This is a genomic window from Spirosoma arcticum, from assembly GCF_054779955.1.
The window spans coordinates 1-18,317 of record NZ_BAAGXG010000021.1 but is presented as its reverse complement, the minus strand read 5'-3'; the positions used below and the strand labels follow the sequence as shown (position 1 = coordinate 18,317).

General features: G+C 51.7%; 15 protein-coding genes and 1 pseudogene. 4 read left to right on the top strand and 12 right to left on the bottom strand.

Annotated features, from left to right (window positions below):
* Window positions 1-106 precede the first annotated feature (106 nt).
* From ACYVHB_RS28550 to ACYVHB_RS28520, 7 genes are all read right to left on the bottom strand, one after another.
* Entirely contained in the window at window positions 107-1,627 is a 1,521-nt protein-coding gene (locus tag ACYVHB_RS28550; protein ID WP_461055310.1) for a Dyp-type peroxidase, read from the bottom strand.
* Window positions 1,628-1,645: 18 nt separating this feature from the next.
* Window positions 1,646-2,086 (bottom strand): hypothetical protein, encoded by a 441-nt coding sequence (locus ACYVHB_RS28545; protein WP_461055309.1) that lies wholly within the window; start codon window positions 2,084-2,086, stop codon window positions 1,646-1,648.
* A gap of 326 nt (window positions 2,087-2,412) precedes the next feature.
* Complete coding sequence (locus ACYVHB_RS28540) at window positions 2,413-3,807, bottom strand: hypothetical protein (RefSeq protein ID WP_461055308.1); 1,395 nt, start codon at window positions 3,805-3,807, stop codon at window positions 2,413-2,415.
* A gap of 571 nt (window positions 3,808-4,378) precedes the next feature.
* Window positions 4,379-4,801 carry a BLUF domain-containing protein gene (locus ACYVHB_RS28535; RefSeq protein WP_461055307.1) on the bottom strand — a complete coding sequence of 141 codons (423 nt, stop codon included), beginning with the start codon at window positions 4,799-4,801 and terminating at the stop codon, window positions 4,379-4,381.
* A gap of 70 nt (window positions 4,802-4,871) precedes the next feature.
* Window positions 4,872-6,107, bottom strand: coding sequence for an MFS transporter (locus tag ACYVHB_RS28530; RefSeq protein WP_461055306.1), 1,236 nt, complete (start codon window positions 6,105-6,107; stop codon window positions 4,872-4,874).
* 14 nt (window positions 6,108-6,121) lie between these two features.
* Window positions 6,122-7,819, bottom strand: a complete 1,698-nt coding sequence (locus ACYVHB_RS28525) for a sodium:solute symporter family transporter (protein WP_461055305.1) — start codon at window positions 7,817-7,819, stop codon at window positions 6,122-6,124.
* 110 nt (window positions 7,820-7,929) lie between these two features.
* Window positions 7,930-9,180 (bottom strand): MFS transporter, encoded by a 1,251-nt coding sequence (locus ACYVHB_RS28520; RefSeq protein WP_461055304.1) that lies wholly within the window; start codon window positions 9,178-9,180, stop codon window positions 7,930-7,932.
* 184 nt (window positions 9,181-9,364) lie between these two features.
* Here ACYVHB_RS28520 and ACYVHB_RS28515 point away from each other — a divergent pair, with 184 nt between their 5' ends.
* The 3 genes from ACYVHB_RS28515 (at window position 9,365) to ACYVHB_RS28505 (ending at window position 13,404) form a co-directional block, all read left to right on the top strand.
* Entirely contained in the window at window positions 9,365-10,972 is a 1,608-nt protein-coding gene (locus ACYVHB_RS28515; RefSeq protein WP_461055303.1) for a serine hydrolase, read from the top strand.
* Window positions 10,973-11,056: 84 nt separating this feature from the next.
* On the top strand, window positions 11,057-12,586 hold the full coding sequence (locus ACYVHB_RS28510) for a M20/M25/M40 family metallo-hydrolase (protein WP_461055302.1): 1,530 nt from the start codon (window positions 11,057-11,059) through the stop codon (window positions 12,584-12,586).
* A gap of 158 nt (window positions 12,587-12,744) precedes the next feature.
* Window positions 12,745-13,404, top strand: a complete 660-nt coding sequence (locus ACYVHB_RS28505) for a DUF4142 domain-containing protein (protein ID WP_461055301.1) — start codon at window positions 12,745-12,747, stop codon at window positions 13,402-13,404.
* A gap of 323 nt (window positions 13,405-13,727) precedes the next feature.
* On the opposite strand, the gene ACYVHB_RS28500 is transcribed toward ACYVHB_RS28505, so the two are convergent.
* Together ACYVHB_RS28500 and ACYVHB_RS28495 are read right to left on the bottom strand one after the other, a co-directional pair.
* A complete protein-coding gene (locus ACYVHB_RS28500; protein WP_461055300.1) occupies window positions 13,728-13,916 on the bottom strand; it encodes a hypothetical protein in 189 nt (62 codons plus the stop codon).
* A 441-nt stretch (window positions 13,917-14,357) separates the two neighbouring features.
* Complete coding sequence (locus ACYVHB_RS28495; protein ID WP_461055299.1) at window positions 14,358-15,101, bottom strand: class I SAM-dependent methyltransferase; 744 nt, start codon at window positions 15,099-15,101, stop codon at window positions 14,358-14,360.
* Between the two features lie 181 nt (window positions 15,102-15,282).
* On the opposite strand from ACYVHB_RS28495, the pseudogene ACYVHB_RS28490 reads away from it, so the two are divergent.
* Window positions 15,283-15,413 (top strand): annotated as a pseudogene (locus ACYVHB_RS28490) (histidinol dehydrogenase); the annotation flags it as partial.
* 186 nt (window positions 15,414-15,599) lie between these two features.
* Here the strand turns inward: ACYVHB_RS28490 and ACYVHB_RS28485 are convergent.
* From ACYVHB_RS28485 to ACYVHB_RS28475, 3 genes are all read right to left on the bottom strand, one after another.
* Window positions 15,600-15,962 (bottom strand): CYTH domain-containing protein, encoded by a 363-nt coding sequence (locus ACYVHB_RS28485; protein ID WP_461055298.1) that lies wholly within the window; start codon window positions 15,960-15,962, stop codon window positions 15,600-15,602.
* A gap of 552 nt (window positions 15,963-16,514) precedes the next feature.
* Complete coding sequence (locus ACYVHB_RS28480) at window positions 16,515-17,024, bottom strand: SgcJ/EcaC family oxidoreductase (protein WP_461055297.1); 510 nt, start codon at window positions 17,022-17,024, stop codon at window positions 16,515-16,517.
* Window positions 17,025-17,101: 77 nt separating this feature from the next.
* A complete protein-coding gene (locus ACYVHB_RS28475) occupies window positions 17,102-17,932 on the bottom strand; it encodes a helix-turn-helix domain-containing protein (RefSeq protein WP_461055296.1) in 831 nt (276 codons plus the stop codon).
* Window positions 17,933-18,317 lie beyond the last annotated feature (385 nt).

Below are 18,317 nucleotides of genomic sequence, written 5' to 3'. Positions count from 1 at the left end.
AAGTCACTCAGTCGTAAGTCGATAAGTCAGTAAGTTGCTGGCCGCACCAGCGGACTGGCGAGAGCAATCTATGCGTCAGCCACTTACTGACTTATGACTTGCCGACTCAAGAAGTCATTCCCGCCAGCAGGCGGATGGTGGTGAGGCTCGGCAGCAGACAGTAGGCAGTGCCCCGCGTTTCGATCAGCAATGGCAACTGACTGACCAGAACCGGGTTCTGATTAGCGATTGGAATGGTGAAATTGGTGTTTATGTTGCCCAGACTGGTTGGATTACGGTTGCCAAGCACAGCATCCTGCGGGTATGTGCTAAGCCCGGCCAGGTCCGACGCGAAGTTGTTGGTGTTCATCCAGCCGTAAATTTTTTCAAACTGCCGGGAGAAACTGCCGCATAAAAACAGACCGATCAAGCCCCGGTCTTTGCCGTCGTCGGTTGTTCCGGTCAGCGTTGGGCCATAGGGCACTCCCCGCCGAACGATGCGCGGGGGCGCTGTTCCTTCAATGGGCGTCAGGTGTTCGTCGCGGGGGTTAGCTACGCGGGTGTGGGCCGAATAAGGACATTTGTTCGTGCTCAGTACGTCCTTGTAGGTGCTCGGATCGTTGGGTTCGGTGTAGCCGAACAGTTCTCCATCCTGAGTAGCCGGGTCGGGCGCGTCGGGGCTGAGGATCAGGGGCGAGCCGTTTCGCCACCGACCCATCAGCTTAGCCGCCAGCCATTCCTGGGCCTGGTCGGGTGTGCCGCCAATGATGGGGGCTATCGTAGACGACTGGTCCTGCAATAGTGTGTTAAAAGCCGCTACGTTCTGATACAGAATCCGGAAAGCGTTGTAGCAGCCATTCAGGGCAAAACTCCCCGCGTTTCCGGCCGTTGGACCGGGCTGAATCTGTGACGTGGTGGGGCTGTACCCGATCAGAAAATTGTCCAGATCGCCCTGATCACCCTGCGGGGATGGGGGCGCTCCGCTCCAGGTAAGGGCCGGTTCGGAGATGCCATCGCGATAGCCAAAATGAATTTCGTCGTCGGGCAGCGGATACTGCGTTAGCCGCTCCTGACTGCCCGCCAGTGCAAAGAGTTCCTGTACGCCATTCGCTGCCGCAGCCGCCGTGATGTCCGAAATCAACGCGTCCAGATCCGGCTGCGTCAACCCGTACGCGTGCACGACACAATGCAGGTTTTGATTCTGGAAATTACCCTCCCACCAGGTCGATGGGGCACTACTGCCGTAGTCGGACAGCGAAGCCTGCGACTGACCAGACCAGGGACCGCTTTGGAAATCGGATGGGAACTGAGTCAGATCCGACGCACTCAGTACGTTTAGCTGTTGAATACCCGTAAACGTCAGGCCAATATTCAGCATCTGGGCTGGCTTGTTCGATCCCCAGTCTTCGGCATTTTGCACGAGCGGGTAGAGGGTCTTGAAAAACGCCTGCGTGGCCGATGCGGGGATATTAGCCGGAAAGCTAAACAGCAAATGACATGAAAAAGGGTGTGTATATCCCCGCAGAATCAAGCCCTGAATTGTGGACTTATCCGGCGCATTGGTAACGGTTGTCATGGTGGAGAAGAGGAAGGAGTTACCAATCAATACCTGGCCAATCGACGTCCGGTCAGCCGGGTATTGATTCATTAATGGGTCCGCTTTTGGTCAGTAGGATGCTGGTGGAAAAGCGGCCTGTATCTGAAGCACAGACTGCGGATAGGCTTGGTATAAATCAGCGGGCTGGTTCAGGTTATTAGCGTTGATAAAATTCTGGAATCCGTTCAAATCGGTAACCGGCGGATTGGGCGGATCAAGGGCAATGTCCATAATTGCCTGAAATGCCCCTTTAATCGACGCGTCGTCGTTCCAGAAGTAGCTCAGGTATGGATTCATGGCCCCGTCGAAAGTCGTCATCAATAGAAGCGCCAGCGCTCCCTCGGTTCCTACAGCGTTGGGAACGAGCGCAATACGGGCGTAATGCAGAATCTCTGACGCATCGAGACCGGCGTGGGTATTTGCGGCAAATGATTCATAAATCTGCTTTGCGGCTGCCTGTGAAGTTGCGTCCTGCTTAATGGGGACGTAAAGGGTGAGGGGAGTTGCCATACTTGGTTATTTTTGGGAAGGTTTGCTTACTCTGTTACAGGCTTTTCAGCGAACGCCTTTACTGCGTTTAGACCGAATACAAAAGCTGTTTCTCTGAGATTCTTAAATCGGTATTCGTTTCTTATTTGCCGGATTCAGTGGCCATGATAGCCCCGGCGACACGGGTGCCGTGCAACGCGAACCGGGAAGAGTCGGTTAAAAACTGAAGAGCTGGAGAAATCCGTTTCGGCGATCCACCGTGCAAACAACCAATCGACTGCCATAGAACTGCGTCAGCTTACCCAAAACAGCGTAGGATGATCAGATGCTGACGGTAGCGCCGTTGCTTATAAGTTTCGGCGGATGGTGTAAACCGGCGTGTTTTTGAAGCCAGGCTTACCTGATTTAGTCAGTAAGACTACTGATCTTTTGGCCGTAGCATCGACGTGTTCGACGGCAAACAAACCGTTCTGGGCCAATTTCCAGGTGTCGAAGTTTTGCAGCGCGGCTGCCAGTTGAAGGCTGAAATCGGTCGATTTAACCCCGGCTAATTGCTTAGGGTCGTTGATGCCCGCAAACACCGTAGCGCACTGGTAATTCTGAAACCAGATCATCCACTCTTTGGACCCCGGCTTGAACTTGCTCGTTGCGGCACTAAAGAGCGGGCTGATGGGCGAAGCCTGCGGATACTGAGCCGTGGCGTGGCAACTGAAGCAGGAACTCTGCGGATTGTCGACCGGGCCGTTCAACCGCCCATTCCAGCCTAAGTGAGTAGCGGGTAATTCAGTCGCATCTGGGTTAATGACCGTTTCTTTTAGGGCAGGGTTAATTTTAGTGACGGTCGGCGTAGCGTTGGTAAACGTGCTCGCCGTTTCCTGCGGGTCTTCCCCCCACATCAGGCCGAGGGGAACCAGATTCTCCCACTTATTGGCTTTATTAAGTTGGCCATTGTACTGAAACGTACCGGCAATCCATTTCGTGGGCGCCCGCTCGTCACGGATTAAAATGTCCATCTGAATCAGGGCGACTTTCGTCGTGGTCCGGGTCTGCGAACTAAAATTTGTAGATACGTAAGCATCCCACCACAGCCCGTTTGTCAGAGAAGGAACCTGGGCGGCTGCCTGATCCTGCGGTATCGACGCGTATAGGAGCTTGAACAAGACCGCACCCTGTTTAAAACCTCCTTTGGGGCCTGACGTAATGGAAGCATCGGGATTGTAATGATCTTTCCAGACCTGCCCGATGGTGTATCCGCCTATATCGTTGTAGAACCCAACCGCCCACGCGCCCGACGAATCTATTGTTTGCGTAGGCGCTAACTGGCGGGGTTTGACGGGTGCTTCCTTCGTGAGTCCGTGAATACCTTCCCGACCCTGCCCATTGGGGTCCCAGTGCTGCCAGGGCATGTGATACCACCGCCTGACCGAATTGTTTTCGACCCGAAAGTCAACGCTGGTATTGCCTTCAAAGCAATAATCCCGAACCTGGAGCATGTATTTTTTCCAGTCTTTGCGGAAATCAATTTGGAAGAAGGCGGGTTTTGGTCCGGCAGGCAGCGTTTTCGGAAAATCCTGACTAAGCTTGAACACCGGGCCTGAGTAAGCGGGATCTAAGAAGCCGTAATCAGGAAACCGGTCGGTGGGAATGGTCGGTTGCTGGCTGGGCTGGCTGGTTAGCGAGTAAAACTGAACCGACAGCAGGCAGACCACCGCGAGGCAGACGGCGAGGAGTAATTTTTTCATGATTTAAGAGAGGAAGGAGGTTAAACTCGGCACCAGAACGCACAGTCAGCCCCTTGATAAGGCTTTGTATGCTGTTGTGTCACCTGAGCAAATGTAGCCGTACGTCAGAAATAGAAAATCTATATTTACTAAACGGAGATCATGTTAATTAAAAGGTCATTTTCTGGAGTAGTAAAAATGCTTGACCCGTTAATCAATTGCGGAATTTATACAGATGAGCAACTACGACTTTTTAGTGATAAATCATTGATCGATAAGAATTTGATCTTAGAAATTGGGGAGAGTCACTCTACTTATGGGTAATTGATTACCGTAAAAACTTCGGTTAAAACAGCCACCTGATTAATAATGGAAAGTGTATTCAATATTAATATCTCAAATGAAGATATACAATAAATAAACGATTGAACATTTATGAATAACTATGAATTAGTAAAGCGTAATATATGAATGAAAAGTTACATAGTAGGGGGCGTTTAGCTTGTCCGCGACTAGCCCACTTATTTCGTAAAAGCACAGGACAACTGGCCAATCAGACGTTCGCATTCGATTTAGTATTGACTGAATACCATCAGTTGTAGCGATTGCTCTCGTAAAAAACTTTGATTGTTTTCAAAATGATATGGTCACCCGACGGGGCGCTTGATGTTCTGTCGTTGTCTAAATTGACAATCATTTTAATTTCCTCTAACTGACGCGTGGTAATTGTCTCGTAGCCCATACTCCAGGCAGCAAACAGACGCTGAGCGATTGGACGGTTCAGCACCGGAATAATTTTCGTATGCCGTTGATCCCGTTCAATTCGCTGATATAGGGTGTCAATCGCTTCTTTTTCACCTTCCAGTACCTGAATGACATTGCCCCGAACGTAGAGCATAACACCCGTAATGCCGGTCTTATCGTTGTTCTGTCGACTTTGCTCCACAACAGACGATAAGTCTTCTTCCCGAAAAGGCTCAGTCCAGGAACTGAAGTAAACAATGCAGTGCTCCATGAAAAATAAGTGTTGAGTGAAGAAAACTTAAATTACAGTGTGGTAAATATCAGAGTAAAAAATTTTCGACTCATTCCACATAGTCCAGTTCCTTGCCGAATGTTTCTTCTATCGTCGCCAGCGACCAGAAACTGAGACCGAAGCAAACAAGTGCTACCACCGCACCCGCGCCCAGCACACCAATGGCTGGTTTCAGGACCTGAAACATCGGGATGGTCAGCAGTGTGGTAGCCCGGACATTGTTGGCAACCGACGTTGTAGCCGTAGCGCGAAGGTTGGTGCCGAAGCTTTCGGCCGTAACGGTCAGGAACATGGCAATATAGCCAATGCTGAAGCCCATTGCCAGACAAACGGCATAAAAAACAGGGGCTGAAGTGATTCCACTAAACAAATAAATGGCGACAAAAAAAAGGGTTAGGCCAACCATCAGGCCGATGGCTTTCCGACGAGATTGCAGCCACTGACTGAGAATACCACTGAACAGATCGCCAACAACGACCCCAATATAGGTGAACATGACGGCCCGGCCCGGCTGGATGGCTTCCCGAACGCCCACAGCTTTCCCAAATTCGTTGCTGAACGTGGCCAGAATTCCAATAACGAGGTAGGTAGGCAGCGCTATACCCATGCATCGGAGATAACGCAGAATCTGCTGCCGACCCCGAAATAAAGCCCAGAAATTACCCCGGATAACGCCCGTTTGCTGCACCCGTGTAAACATGCCCGACTCCAGCACACTCACCCGCAGCACGAGCAGCCCCAAGCCCAGTCCGCCCCCAATGAAGTAGGTCGTGCGCCAGTCGAAGAGCGTGACGGTGAAGTAAGCCACCACTGCACCCAGCAGCCCCACGCTGGCCACCAGCGAGGAGCCGTAACCGCGCAGTTCTTTGGGCAGAATTTCGCTGACGAGCGTGATGCCCGCTCCCAGTTCACCCGCCAGACCCAGTCCGGCTATAAATCGCAGCATGGCATACACGTTCGGGTCGCGCACGAAACCGCAGGCAATGTTGGCTAAGGAATAAGTGACAATGCTGCCGAACAGCACCGATAACCGCCCGCGTTTGTCGCCCAGAATACCCCAAAAAATGCCGCCAATGAGCAGCCCCGCCTGCTGAAAATTGAGGATGCGCCCGCCAATCAGCGAGGTGTCGGCTTCGGACAAGCCGAGGTCCTTCAGGCTGGGCACCCGCACAATGTTGAACAGCAGCAGGTCATACACGTCCACAAAGTAGCCCAGCGCGGCTACGATGACGGGCAGCGCAAACAGCGGACGCAGGGAAACGGGCGCGGGGTTAGCAGTTGGCATGAGCGGTTCTCACTTTACCAGAACCGGACGTAGAGCACCGTGATAAGCAGTAAAATAACAACGGTTAAGGCCGTTGCCGATGGTGCCAGACGGAACATGCTTGCATCAATAGCGAAGGCTTTCGGGTTGATCGCTGGTCCGACCAGACTCATCACGACCATCAGCAGGATCGTAAATACGAACGACCAGCCCATGCAAATCAAAAATGGAATCTCGAAGCCACCTTTGCCATTGGGGAAAGCCGTGTAGAGCAGTGTTTCGTTGCCAAACAGACTGGGCGCGTAATTATTGAACAGCACAGCCAGTGCAAAACCGCCCAGAATACCGGCTACCGCAGCCGCCCCGGTGGTGCGTTTCCAGAAGAAACCCAGAATAAACACGGCGAAAATGCCGGGGCTAAGGTAACCTGTGTACTTCTGAATAAACGTGAAACCGCCTTCCTGTCCAATCCCCAGCGCATCCTGCCACGTCAGGCCAATGGACAGCAGCATGGCCGCAAATATGGTGATCCGCCCTACCCACACCAACTGCGATTGGGTGGCATCCTTTTTGATGTATTTCTGGTAAATGTCGAGCGTAAAAATCGTTGAAATCGAGTTGGCTTTGCCCGCCAATGACGCCACGATAGCGGCCGTTAGTGCGGCCATCGACAAGCCCTTGAGACCGTTGGGCAAAAAGGAAAGAATTGCCGAATAGGCATTGTCGGCGAGGAGGGTGCCGCCCGGTGCCATCTCGTTCTGGAGACTGCCGTTTTTGTAGAGCACGTAAGCCGCAATGCCCGGCAGCATCACGATGAGCGGCATGAAAATTTTCAGCAGAGCGGCAAATAGAATCCCCGTCCGGGCGGTTTTCAGGTCGGCACCGAGCGCACGTTGGGTGATGTACTGGTTACAGCCCCAGTAGTTCAGGTTCACAATCCAGATACCGGCAAAATACATCGCCAGGCCCGGCAGGGTCAAATATTTGTTAATCTCGACCTGCGTTGCGTTGGGGCCGGGCTTCTCAAAAATCATGTGGAAGTGATCGTCAGCATCGGCCATCATGGCCGAAAAGCCGGCCAGAACATCGTTGCCAAGTCCAAACTTCTGACTGACTAAGGTAAGCCCAATGTAGGACGTGACTAAGCCGCCGATGATGAGCACGGCCACCTGAATTACGTCCGTGTAGCCAATCACTTTCATGCCCCCCAGCGTAATAACGATGGCGAACAGGCTGAGACCAATAACAATGGGGTGAAACGAATCGGCTCCAACTAAAGTGCTGATAGCCAACGCTCCCAGAAACAAAATGGATGTTAAATTGACGAATACGTACAGGAATAGCCAGAAAATGGCCATGATCAAACTAACCGTTTCGTTATACCGCGTTTTCAAAAACTGCGGCATGGTGTAGATGTGGTTCTTGAGGTAAATAGGCATGAACCACACGGCCACGATAATGAGGGCGAGAGCCGCGAACCACTCGTACACCGCCACGGCGATTCCGAAGGTGAACCCGTTGCCCGACATGCCAATGAATTGCTCCGCCGAGATGTTGGAGGCAATCATGGAGGCTCCAATGGCCCACCACGTCAGCGATCCTTCGGCCAGAAAGAAATCCTTGGTATCGAGCTTAACCGTTTGTTTCTGTTTGTAAATCCAGTAGCCGTAGGACGAAACGCCGATAAAGTAGAGGAGAAAAATAATGTAGTCAATTGTGTTAAGTTGGTTCATTGCTGCGTGCCGAAAGAGAGTGTTAGGATTAGCCCGTAAAAAAGCAACTATTTCTTCAAATAGGGACTAAACCGGGCTAAAATCATTCGCAGAAATAGTCGCATCAACTCTCATTTCTCCACAAAGTCTAACTCCTTTCCGAATGTCTCGTCCATTCGGCTGAGCGACCAAAATGCTAACCCGTAGACGACCGCACCTAACAGCCCGGCCGCCACCAACGCGCCGAGGGTTGGCTTGAGCGCCTGGAAAAACAGCGTCATCGGAATGAGCATACCCCGCACGACACTCGGCACCGAGGTGGTGGCGGTGTTGCGCTGATTGGTGCCGTAACTTTCGGCAACGGTCGTCAGGTACATGGCGATGTAGCCCGTACAGAATCCCGCCAGCAAACAAACCGTGTAGATGCCGCCCGCCGTGCCAATGCCGCCGAAGAGGTAGACGGCACTGAGCGTCAGGCTGAACAGGAACAGACTAATGATGGTTTTCAGCCGCGACCGTAGCCACTGACTCAGCGGTCCACTCAGCAAATCGCCCCCGGCCAATCCCACGTAGATCATCATCACGCAACGGCCGGGTTTCACGACTTCGGCAATGCCCAGCGCCTGCCCGAACTCGTTGGCGAACGTCGCCAGAATCCCAACAATGAACCAGGTAGGCAACCCCACCGCCACAAAGCGCAAATACTTGATCGTCTGTGGCCAACTGCTAAAGAAATAGGAGAAATTGCCCCGACCAACGGCTTGGTGTTCGGTTTTCATTCGGCTGAACAGGCCCGACTCAAACACGCTCACCCGCAGTAGGAGCAAGGCCAGCCCCATGCCGCCCCCCACCCAGAACGCTGTTCGCCAGTTGAAATATTCGACGGTGAGGTAAGCCACACCCGCGCCGAGGTAGCCGATGCCCGCCATCATCGACGAGCCGTAGCCGCGAATAGCTTTGGGCAAAATCTCGGAAACCAGCACGATGGCCGCCCCAATCTCGCCCGACAAACCTACCCCAGCCACAAATCGTAGCCCCGCGTAGGTGTTCACGTCCTGCACGAACCCACAGGCGATGTTCGTCAGCGAATAGGTGATGATACTACCGAACAGCACTGACATGCGCCCACGTCGGTCGCCCAGCACACCCCACAGAATACCACCCACCACCAGCCCGGCCTGCTGGCAGTTCAGAATAAACGTTCCGGCCCGCGATACCTCCGCTTCCGACAGGCCCAGCGATTGCAGACTTGGTACGCGCACGATGCTGAAGATGAGCATGTCATACACATCGACGAAAAAGCCCAGCGCCGAAACGATAACGGGCAGGGCAAACAGTGGACGGAGCGATGGGCGGGTGGAAGTAGGGGAGAGGGTTTGCATTGATCTTGAAGGAATAGACGCTTCTGGACGGCAGAAAGCGCCGGGCCAGGCTGGGTGCCAAGTTAGACTAAAACAGGTGATGTTACGCAGTGGCTACTCAAACGAACTGAATGCATCATTCAGAGGACGTTTGTGGTGATATTGTTGGCTTCCTTTGCTATTTTGGGCCAACAATTACCCTGTCATGAAATCGACGCTACTTGCTGTTACGCTGTTTATCAGTGCGCTACCTATCCAACTTCTATTAGCGCAAAACAAACAGGTTACTGGTGATCCCGTTGCCCGCTACGACGCCTACGTGCAGCAGGCCGTCCGCGACTGGCGGGTGCCGGGCCTGACCGTTACGGTTGTGAAAGATGGCCGGGTGTTGCTCAAAAAAGGCTACGGCGTTCGCGAACTAACCCGCCCCGGATTGGGGAAACCCGAACTGGTCAATAGCCAGACGCTTTTTGCGATGGCGTCGACAACCAAAGCCATGACGGCGGCCTGCCTCGGTATGCTCGTGGACGAGGGGAAACTTCGCTGGGACGACCCCGTTACGAATTACCTGCCCGACTTTCAACTCTACGACCCGGCGGTGACGCGTGACCTGCGGGTGCGCGATCTGCTCACCCATAATGCCGGTCTGGGTAACGCCGATTTTTTGTGGACGTCCATGCAGATTTCGGCCGATGAAATAATGCACCGGTTGCGCCTGCTGAAACCGGCCTATTCGCTGCGGGCCGGGTTCATCTACCAGAACATTATGTACGCAGCGGCCGGGAAAGTGATTGAAAAAGCAAGTGGTCTTCCGTGGGAAACCTTCATCCGTCGGCGCATTTTCGAGCCGCTCAACATGCGCCGGACGCAGGCCCTGTTCCGGGACGTAACCGACCCCAACCGCGCCAAACCGCACATTATAATCAATGATACGGTTCGGGTTGTCAACAGCCGGACCGAAGAGGGAGCCGTGGATGCCGTTGGCCCGGCGGGTTCGGTGTGGTCATGTCCCGACGATCTGGTGGCTTGGATGCAGTGTATGCTCGATACGGCTCGGTATGGCAACGGCCGGGACGCCGGACCGAAAGCACTGTTGAAACCCGCAACCTGGGCTGAGTTATTCCGGCCGCAGACGATGGTGCCCGATGGTCAGTTTTACCCAACCCAGCAGTTGACGAAACCCAACTGGAAAACGTACGGTTTAGGCTGGTTTCAGCACGATTACCGGGGCCACCGCGTCAATTTTCACACCGGTAGCCTGACCGGGATGGTTGCCATTCACGGTCAGCTACCCGACCAGAAGTTAGCCGTGTATGTGCAGGGTAACCTCGACCACGCCGAGCTGCGTCATGCCCTAATGTACCGCGCATTCGATGAGTTTGGGTTTCAACCAGACACTGATAATCGTACTGCGCAACGCGACTGGAGCACGGAGTTCCGGCAGTTGTACGGCAAACTACAGCAACGGGCGAAAGCCGCCGAGCGCAAAGCGGATAGTACGCGGGTGCTCAACACCAAGCCATCGTTGCCGTTGACCGCTTACATCGGCTCTTACGCTGACCCGCTCTATGGCAAAGCGGACGTGACTATGCAGAACGGTAAACTGCGGGTGTCGCTGAATAATACGGTAATGGGGAACCTTGCGCACTGGCATTTCGATACGTTTCGGCTGACCTACGATGATTTCTGGAACGGCACCGATGCCGTCGGGTTTATGCTCAACCCGCAGGGGAAAGTGGCCAAACTGAACTGGAGTGGTGCCGAACTGACGAAGGCACCGGAGGTTGCGGGCAAAGGCGTGGCTGAGCGGTAACGGGCCGGTGCCTGGCGTTCATTACCGAAACGGTCTTCACTATTATCTTTTCGCTTTACAACTCACTGACAACCTGCTGACCCTATGAAGACTGGTTTACTGCTACTCATCTGCACAATTTTTTTTGTGCCATCCATCAACGCCCAGACCGCTCAGCAACGCGTTCGGCAGTACCGTCAGGCTCGTGAAACGGCGTTAATGGACGAGTATCGGCAATTTCTGGCTATTCCGAACGTATCTGCTGACTCGGTCAACATTCGTAAAAACGCGGCATTCATCGTTCAGATGATGCAGCAGCGGGGCATCGCGGCTCAGTTGCTCAATGGTCCCACACCGGGTACTACCCCAGCCGTATTCGGTGAAGTGCGGGTGCCAAATGCGAAAAAGACGCTGATCTTCTACGCCCACTACGACGGGCAACCGGTGAACCCTAAACAGTGGGCTGATGGGTTACAGCCCTTTGTGCCGGTGTTCATTACGGCCCCCATTGAGCAGGGCGGTAAAATCGTGACGACTTATAAATCCGGCGACCCCATCGACCCTAACTGGCGACTCACCGGCCGGGGCAGCGCCGACGACAAAGCCGGGGTGATGACCATTCTGAACGCCTACGACGCACTGATAAAAAGCGGCATCAACCCAGCCGTAAACCTAAAATTCTTCTTTGAAGGTGAAGAGGAAGTCGGTTCAACACACTTGGGCGAGATCTTCCAGGCGCACCGCGACAAACTTGCTGGCGATTTGTGGATCATTGCCGATGGTCCGCGCCACGTGTCGGGCAAGAAAGTTGTGCAGTTCGGGGTGCGGGGCGACGTGAATATGCACCTGACCGTGTTTGGTCCCAAACGCCCGCTCCACAGCGGCAACTACGGGAACTGGGCACCCAATCCGGCACTGAATTTAGTCCGATTGCTGGCCAGTATGAAAGACGATAACGACCGGGTGCTTGTTAAGGGATACTACGACGACGTGGTGCCGCTGACGGCCAGCGAAAAACAGGCAATGGCCGCCGTGCCGAACGTGGAAGCGGCTCTCAAACAGGAACTGGGTATTGCGCAGCCCGATGGTCAGGGGGCCTCGTTTTTAGAATTACTGATGCGCCCCACACTCAACATCAACGGTATTCAGAGCGCCAACGTGGGTGCGATGGCGGGCAACATTATTCCCACCAAAGCCGAGGCTGTGCTGGATCTGAGGCTCGTGCGCGGCAACGACGTAGCCCGGCAAATCCAGCGCGTCACTGACCACATCCGCGCCCAGGGATACCACGTTCTCGACCGGGATCCGACCGATGCCGAACGGCAGCAATACGCCAAACTAATCAAGGTAAAGGCTGAGTCCGGTTACAACGCGCAGCGGACGCCGATGGATTTGCCCATTGCGCAGGACGTGATCAAGGCTGTGCAAACCACCGGCCCCGAATCGGTTGTGTTGCTGCCTTCGGCGGGTGGAAGTTTGCCGCTGTACCTGTTCGAGAAAGTGCTCAACGCCAGCGTTGTGTCGGTGCCGGTCGTGAACTATGATAACAACCAACACGCCGAAAACGAGAACATGAAGGTACAGTATCTGTGGGAAGGCATTGAGATTATGGCGGCTATCATGCTGATCCGGTAGTGACCGTAGTTGGCCGGTTGCATTGGCCATTCGATAACTCGTTGTACCTTTTTTTAATAGTACTACTTACTCCATAGACTTTTTGAAAACAGTTCGTCTGGTCAACCCGTTACGACTAAAAATAGACTAATAGTAAGTACAAACAAGAGCACAACGTCATGAAAAAAGTAGCAATGGCCCTGGGGTTGTTCATCGCCCTGTCGGCAACGGGCATCTCGTTCGCCCAGCAAAACAGTACCATGCCAGCCACTGGCTCAACGGGCATGGTCGGTAAGGAAAGTAAGTCGGAGTTTGATCGCCTGAACAAAAAAGGCGCTGCCGAGGTGGCTGCTATCATACCTACCAGCGCCAAACTGTCGAGTGCCGACCAGGCTCTGATGATGGAAGTAGCCAAAGGCGGCATGATGCAGCTCGAACTCAGCAAAGTGGCCGTTCAGAAGGCCAGCAATGAAGAAGTGCGTCAATTGGCGCAGGCCGAAGTTGAGGAGCAAACGGGTCTGTCGGCGAAGCTGAAAGAAATTGCCCAGGCAAAAGGTATTACGCTGCCCAGCACCCCCGACCCAGAGACCCAGACCAACATTGCCAAGATGCAGTCGGTAACGGGTATGTCGTTCGACCGGATGTACATTGCTGAAAGTGGCGTGAAAGGGCACGAGAAACTCGATGCGGTGATGAGTAAAGTCAAAAGCAACGCGTCGGACAGTAATCTCAAAACCGTAGCACAAACGGCTCACCCGCTGGTTAAAGCGCACCTGAAAGTGTCGCGCGAAATCCTGGGTAAAATGTCGAATGGTGCCAGCACAGGCTCCGGTAAGTAAGGCGTTAGGTAGTGATAATATGCACCGGGGAACGTGGCTACGGCTACGTTCCCCGTTTTTTTGTGTTGCCGTTGCGCATTGTCCATTAAAACTACGACTTCTTCCGCTTCAGCGCCAAATTGTGTTTCTCTTCCCATGATAAGCTAACCACCCTTACTCGCACTGTCAAACCGCTGATTATAAGCACATAACTCCCACAGGTGTTGATGGCGAGCAGGCTACTTGGTATCTGCACCTTCACACACTTGTTTAAGTTGAGCTGCCCGCTTGCCTTTGGAACGGGCTTCCTGTAGACGGGAAGCCCGCCCGCGCAGAGCGAAACACTATGATGAACGACTTGGCAAGAAACGCGCAACTACGGCACCAAACAGGCCAATGAAAATTATGCGGCCCCAATTCACCGCTATTAGGGCTTCAACAAACGGTACTTTGTCGTAAAGATTAATTAGCACTTCATAAAGATAAGCTCCGGCAGCAAGGGCCAAACCTAACATGATGTAGTTTTTACGCATAATGAAACGGATTGATGGTTTAAATAAAATTTGTATTTTGTATTAAATAAATGGAGCGTTTGCCCTGATTATTATGAATTAAAAAAGTCAAACCTACCTGACTTCTGGAACGTGCCGCCTGTCGACCGAAACGCCGAAATGGAAGCAACTGATTGGACGGGCCACCCAACGCCTGTGAGGTCTGATGGTGAGCGAGTTACTCGATTGAACGCACGTACTTTCGACCTTTACACGGCAGCGGCCCACACGGGCGGCCCTGGACCGTCCTCACCCTCGTTGGGCTGAAAACTCTCCTTCGAGGACGTGCGGCCTGTCGCCGAGAACTGATAAGCCGACGCAAAAAGTTGACTGTCAGGAAATTGCTGTGTAATGCGGATTCTGCGGAACCAAAACGGATGAGCAAAACATCCAATAAATGAGGTTAGCCGAGTAGCGCATTTCTTAAACCTTTGCCCGAATACACGAAAGCCCGATAATAGGTTGCCAACTTAAAATGGCTGACCAATAGTCCGTTCCGTGCCGCTCAATTCCTTCAGGGGAAACCTTTACCGAATGCCACTGAATCTGGGAAAGACCCGCCGATTGCAAAGCCGTTTCATGGGTAGATTTTTCGAGGTGGTAATTGGTAACGGCAATGTGTGATGCATCAGACTGATAAAAGCGGTATGTAATGGCGGCCCCTTCCTCATAACTGTCGTTTTCGCGGGTGAAGCCATACGGAAACATAATCGCAGTAATACCTCGGTAATTGGGATTGCTGTTGATGGTAATGAAACGACCGCCGGGTTTCAAATGGTTGACAATAACCAGGCTCATCTGATAAAGTTCGTCAGATGTTCGGGCGTAGTTAAGTAGGTAGCTGGCACAGATAAGGTCGAATTTCTTATCGAGATTGAGCAACAAAACATCCTCGCAATGATACTTGAGTCCGAGTTGCGAAGTGGCTTCGGCCTCCCGCGCGAGCTGGATCATCCCAGCCGAAATATCAACTCCTATAACCTGAGCAGCCCCTCTATACTTGATTTGCCGGGTATAGAAACCCTCTCCGCAAGCTAAATCAAGGACATCCAGGTCGGCCAGGTCTCCTGCCAACTCAAAGAATGTGTGCGACTCAACATAATTTCGCCAGGGTAACAATTTCGATGCCTGATACTCTTTTGCAATTGCGTTGTAGTCGGTTGCCATCACGTTGGTGGTTAAGATTTAGAAAAGAGGACTCTTATATCAACAGGTCACGACGTAAAGTCGTGACCTGTTGATATAAGAAATAAATTCCTTAAACCTAATTTGACAATAAAAGCGAGACTGCCCGCTTTACGCCACCACTACCTTCTCCGTCTTATGGCCATGCTGATACTCAATCAGAACTGTGCGACACATCACACCCGACGGGTGGGGCTGCTTGGCCCGGTGGTGGAGGCCATAGCCGAAGCCGAATCGCTCGAAGCGCACCGCCGGGTCGTAAGTTTACGTTTGGCGAGTGTGGATGAAGCCTGATACACTGATCTCCGCTGTGTGTCGAACTGCCACGCGAATGTGATACCCAACGACCCCGTATGTCGATGACGACCGAAGGGAGACATTTACACACGGCAGGTTGGGCTGAACGCCTTCCTTCGGGGGCGAGTAACCTGTCGCCAGATAGGTGAAAAGCGCGGAGCGGAAAACAACGTACTTTCTTCTTTAAATGTCAAATATCGCCGTTGATCGCTTGCCATATTTCTGAGAAAGCTCCCAACCTGTAAAACATAATTGGTTCGTAACTTCTTCTATAAAAGGAATGGGCATAATAAAGTCGTTCATTTCTTGATCGTTATGAAATTCAATTTCTGCGAGAAGATTGTCTTCATTAAAGTCATCAATTGCTATTGTCAAATACTCTGTCCTGTAATAATATCTTGTTTTCGTTAACTGCCAAGAATCCAAATTTTGGAACATATTATATTCTGACTCACTTAAATAAATATTTGTTATCACACATTGCCCGAAAATATCAGTTTGGATTTTTTGAGTAAACTTATAAATAGTTTCTGATTGATCGGACATTTTTCTTAGTCGAAGAGTAGAGTTGACAATATAATTGTCAAGAATGAGCTTTAGCGGAAGCACATCCAAAACTACGCTATCCCTACTTATTAAGAATTTCCTTTCTCTTTCTATGCGACTATACTTACCCATTATACAAATGACATTAAGATGGTGCTACTAATCTTATTAAATGCTACTGTAATTACTCCGTCCTGTCGGAACGCGCTGCTTGTCACACGAACGCTGCCCCGCAAACCAAAACGCTGACTGTCAAGTTGATTCTCGTGTCAACCGCAACCCGCCGAACGAGCAAAAACCTGACCTCTGCGGCCTGCAACCTGTCGACCAAAACGCCGACATGAAAGCCAATTTATGAACCCGCACCCAACGCCCGAAAGGGCTGATGGTGAACAAGTTAATCAGCTGAATACGAGACGCTTGCCACCTTTTTACCCTTTCTCGGTTGGGCTGAAAACTTTCCTTCGGGACGCGCTTCTTGTCAGCGGAAACGCCCACGCAAAGCGGACAACAACGCACTTTCCGCTGTACATTCGTGCTTTATTTTGTCAATTAATGTTTGTTGGATGAATTATGAGGTGAAATCATTTGGTTAATAAGCGTAAGCTGTGCGGTACTTATTTTCCATTCATTATTTACCTTAACAAAAACATCTGTCACCATCTTGTAATCTGTTTCTCCTTTTTTATAGTGGCGGAATGGCACATCATAGTCTCTATCAGCTATAAGTGTTTCTTCAATATATACCACGGCAATGTTTGGCGTAAGAAACCTGGTACTCTTAAATTCAAACTTTAAAGAAGTAGGGGACAGGCAACAATCACCCAGAAGCTTGAAATGCTCAATGATGTCATTCCTGCCTTTCCAAAATTGCCCCACAAAATTTATCAACGTCCCATCATCCGTAAAATAACCGCTGAACGCTTCCCAATCATGCCTGTTCCAGGCGGCTTCTTGTTGCTGGATGACCTGTTTAATGGCCGCTTCATCGGTTATGTTGTTTTGGGCAAACAGCTTGGTTGCCAAAAGAACATACATAGAAACTATTAGCAGATGTTTCATACTTGATCGAGGTTTGATTAGTACAAACCTACCCGGTTCCGACAGCTAATAGGGGTACAAAAACGACATGCTTGTCACTAAAAATTGTGGGACGTGTAAGGCCGAACGATCGTATGGGTTTCTTGCTGCAAGAGAAGGGTTGGGGTAGCGTCCGCAAACTCGGTAAAGTCCCGACGCATATGGGACAGATCATAGTAACCACAGCACAGAGCCACCTCCAACCAGTCCATGTCTGGATGCTGTTCTTTTAAGCGAACGGCTTTGCTAAAGCGCACCTGTCGCGTGAAGGTTTTGAGACCCAGCCCCAAGCGCTCATAGAATTTTCGCTCAAACTGTCGAGGGCTTAGACAGGCTTGACTTGCCAGATAATCCAAAGATACGGGACGAGTTGGATCTTCCAACATCTGGAATGTCGCATCAATAGGGTGCTTCTCGACCTGTTTTTGCTGTAGTCGACGGACTAAAAAAGCTTCGACAATCTGCTGCATCTGATTGTAGTTGGTCGTTTCTCGCAGTTGTTGATCGACTTGGCGAATCTGGGCGTTCCAAAGCAGAGAGGCATCTAAGGCTTGATCCAGGAGTTCATACATGGGAATACCGAGCAGTCGGTGTAAGCCACCGGGTTCAAAAAAGGTAGCAATGATTAATAGGTCTGGTCCCATCGTCAGGCCAACTCGCGAAAGCTGTGGACCAACAATGACGCAACTGGGCGCGGTGGCTGTCTGACGGGTGCCGTAATGAAAGACTTCGATTGGATTGCGTGGATAGAACGATAGGTTCTGTACCGCATGAGGAGGAAATGGATGCGTTGGCAAAGACAAGCCAGCGGGAGTCTGGACATGCACAATTTGATAGCCTTTTATAAAGCTTGCGAGAAAGGGTTTAGGTGGATAGAACCGAATGAACATCGTCCTCAAGTTAGATGAAAAGCTGTCCTTTATCGAAGAGATTTTACATCCGTTTATGCAACCCGTACACGGGCGAAATAGTAAACAACGTAACAAAAACCGCTTTGTCTAACCTGCCTAACCGGGGCGTTCGGCTTGTCGACCGAAAGCTGGAAATGGAAGCCAAACCCCGACCTCTGTGGGACGTACGGCCTGTCGCACAGACCCCCCCCGCAAGCACTTATTGTATTTCCACCCAACGACCGCAGGGGTTGATGGTGAGCGAAGCAAGCCTTTACACCCCTGCCCGGATGTACGCATGCTTTCTAACTTGCTCATTATCAAGCCATCCTTAAGTTAGTAAAAAGACCCAAATCTTCGCCCGTTATCCCAAACTTAGCCAGCT

What these genes read in the sequence shown, in the direction of transcription:
- ACYVHB_RS28550 (WP_461055310.1), bottom strand. Translation starts at nt 1,627, where the DNA reads ATGAATCAATACCCGGCTGACCGGACGTCGATTGGCCAGGTATTGATT.
- ACYVHB_RS28545 (WP_461055309.1), bottom strand. Translation starts at nt 2,086, where the DNA reads ATGGCAACTCCCCTCACCCTTTACGTCCCCATTAAGCAGGACGCAACT.
- ACYVHB_RS28540 (WP_461055308.1), bottom strand. Translation starts at nt 3,807, where the DNA reads ATGAAAAAATTACTCCTCGCCGTCTGCCTCGCGGTGGTCTGCCTGCTG.
- ACYVHB_RS28535 (WP_461055307.1), bottom strand. Translation starts at nt 4,801, where the DNA reads ATGGAGCACTGCATTGTTTACTTCAGTTCCTGGACTGAGCCTTTTCGG.
- ACYVHB_RS28530 (WP_461055306.1), bottom strand. Translation starts at nt 6,107, where the DNA reads ATGCCAACTGCTAACCCCGCGCCCGTTTCCCTGCGTCCGCTGTTTGCG.
- ACYVHB_RS28525 (WP_461055305.1), bottom strand. Translation starts at nt 7,819, where the DNA reads ATGAACCAACTTAACACAATTGACTACATTATTTTTCTCCTCTACTTT.
- ACYVHB_RS28520 (WP_461055304.1), bottom strand. Translation starts at nt 9,180, where the DNA reads ATGCAAACCCTCTCCCCTACTTCCACCCGCCCATCGCTCCGTCCACTG.
- ACYVHB_RS28515 (WP_461055303.1), top strand. Translation starts at nt 9,365, where the DNA reads ATGAAATCGACGCTACTTGCTGTTACGCTGTTTATCAGTGCGCTACCT.
- ACYVHB_RS28510 (WP_461055302.1), top strand. Translation starts at nt 11,057, where the DNA reads ATGAAGACTGGTTTACTGCTACTCATCTGCACAATTTTTTTTGTGCCA.
- ACYVHB_RS28505 (WP_461055301.1), top strand. Translation starts at nt 12,745, where the DNA reads ATGAAAAAAGTAGCAATGGCCCTGGGGTTGTTCATCGCCCTGTCGGCA.
- ACYVHB_RS28500 (WP_461055300.1), bottom strand. Translation starts at nt 13,916, where the DNA reads ATGCGTAAAAACTACATCATGTTAGGTTTGGCCCTTGCTGCCGGAGCT.
- ACYVHB_RS28495 (WP_461055299.1), bottom strand. Translation starts at nt 15,101, where the DNA reads ATGGCAACCGACTACAACGCAATTGCAAAAGAGTATCAGGCATCGAAA.
- ACYVHB_RS28485 (WP_461055298.1), bottom strand. Translation starts at nt 15,962, where the DNA reads ATGTCCGATCAATCAGAAACTATTTATAAGTTTACTCAAAAAATCCAA.
- ACYVHB_RS28480 (WP_461055297.1), bottom strand. Translation starts at nt 17,024, where the DNA reads ATGAAACATCTGCTAATAGTTTCTATGTATGTTCTTTTGGCAACCAAG.
- ACYVHB_RS28475 (WP_461055296.1), bottom strand. Translation starts at nt 17,932, where the DNA reads ATGTTCATTCGGTTCTATCCACCTAAACCCTTTCTCGCAAGCTTTATA.